Below are 1,422 nucleotides of genomic sequence, written 5' to 3'. Positions count from 1 at the left end.
CTCGCCCCTGAGCCGCCGGATCCCCGGCGCCGGCGCGGTGCGCAGCGAGGACGCGTTCGACGTCGAGGCGGTCGCGGCCTGGCTGCGTGCCGTCACCCCGGACAGCGCTGACGTCCTGGCGGGAGTGGACCTGGGTGACGACGACGAGCCGGTCATCCCCGAGGTGAGCCAGTTCTCGGGAGGCGCGTCCAACCTCACCTATGTGTTGCGGTATCCCGGCGTGGACCTGGTGCTGCGCCGCCCGCCGGCCGGCACCAAGGCCCGCGGTGCCCACGACATGAAGCGCGAGTACCGCGTCCAGTCCGCGCTCCGCCCGGTGTACCCGCTGGTGCCCCGCATGGTGGGGTTCTGCGACGACCATTCGGTGATCGGGTCCGACTTCTACGTGATGGAGCGACTCGAGGGCACGATCCTGCGCAAGGATCTCCCCCGGGAGCTCCGCGCGGACAAGGCCACCATCCGGCGTCTGTCCGAGCGGGCGGTCGACGCCCTGGTCGACCTGCACGCCGTCGACGTCCGCGCCGCCGGTCTGGACGATCTCGACCGTGGCGAGGGCTACGTGCGCAGGCAGGTCGAGGGCTGGTCGGCCCGCTACCGACGCGCACGGACCCCCGACGTGCCCGACTTCGCGCCGGTGATGAAGTGGCTGGACGCCAACCAGCCGGAGGATGTGGGCCACTGCCTGGTCCACAACGACTTCCGATTCGACAATCTGGTCCTGGACCCCGGCGACATCACCTCCGTCATCGGCGTCCTGGACTGGGAGATGGCCACTGTCGGCGACCCGCTCATGGACCTGGGCGGCGCCCTGGCCTACTGGGTCGAGGACGGGGACGGTCCGGTGTTCAAGGCGTTCCGGCGCCAGCCCACCCACGCGCCCGGGATGCTCACCCGGTGGGAGGTCGTCGAGCGCTACGCCGAGCGGTCGGGCCTGGAGATCAGCGAGAAGGACTGGCGCTTCTACGAGGTCTTCGGGTTGTTCCGACTCGCGGTGATCGCCCAGCAGATCAACCACCGCTTCTTCCGCGGTCAGACGACCAACCCGGCGTTCCGCGCGTTCCGGCCCGCGGTGGGGTTCCTCGAACAGCGTTGCCTGCGCATCATCCGCACCGGCGACGGTCGGCTGACGCCCACCCGGCTCGGCCCTCGCGACGTGATCCCGGAGCTACTCGCGGTGCCCAGGGTCATCCTGCCGCTGCTCGCGGGCGGTGTGCACGACGCGCGCCAGAGGATCGGCGGGATCCTCGGCGGCCTGCCGGGGGCGGGGAACCGGACGTGACGGGGGTCGATCGCTGATGGGGGCCATCCACCTGGTCCGCCACGGGCAGGCCTCGTTCGGCAGCGGCGACTACGACCGGCTCTCCGAGACCGGCCACCTCCAGGCCCGGCTGACGGGCCGGGACATGGCGGCGCGCGGACTGC

At 71.7% G+C, this 1,422-nt stretch carries 1 protein-coding gene; it reads left to right on the top strand.

Annotation, left to right across the window (positions count from 1 at the left end; all coding sequences use genetic code 11):
* Positions 1–7: 7 nt before the first annotated feature.
* On the top strand, positions 8–1,279 hold the full coding sequence (locus G6027_RS16270) for a phosphotransferase family protein (RefSeq protein ID WP_182638062.1): 1,272 nt from the start codon (positions 8–10) through the stop codon (positions 1,277–1,279).
* Positions 1,280–1,422 lie beyond the last annotated feature (143 nt).

Origin of the sequence: Dietzia sp. SLG310A2-38A2 (assembly GCF_014145095.1) — a bacterium.
Classification (GTDB): Bacteria; Actinomycetota; Actinomycetes; order Mycobacteriales; family Mycobacteriaceae; genus Dietzia.
The sequence above is the reverse complement of the archived record's forward strand: the minus strand, read 5'-3'. Positions and strand labels throughout refer to the sequence as shown.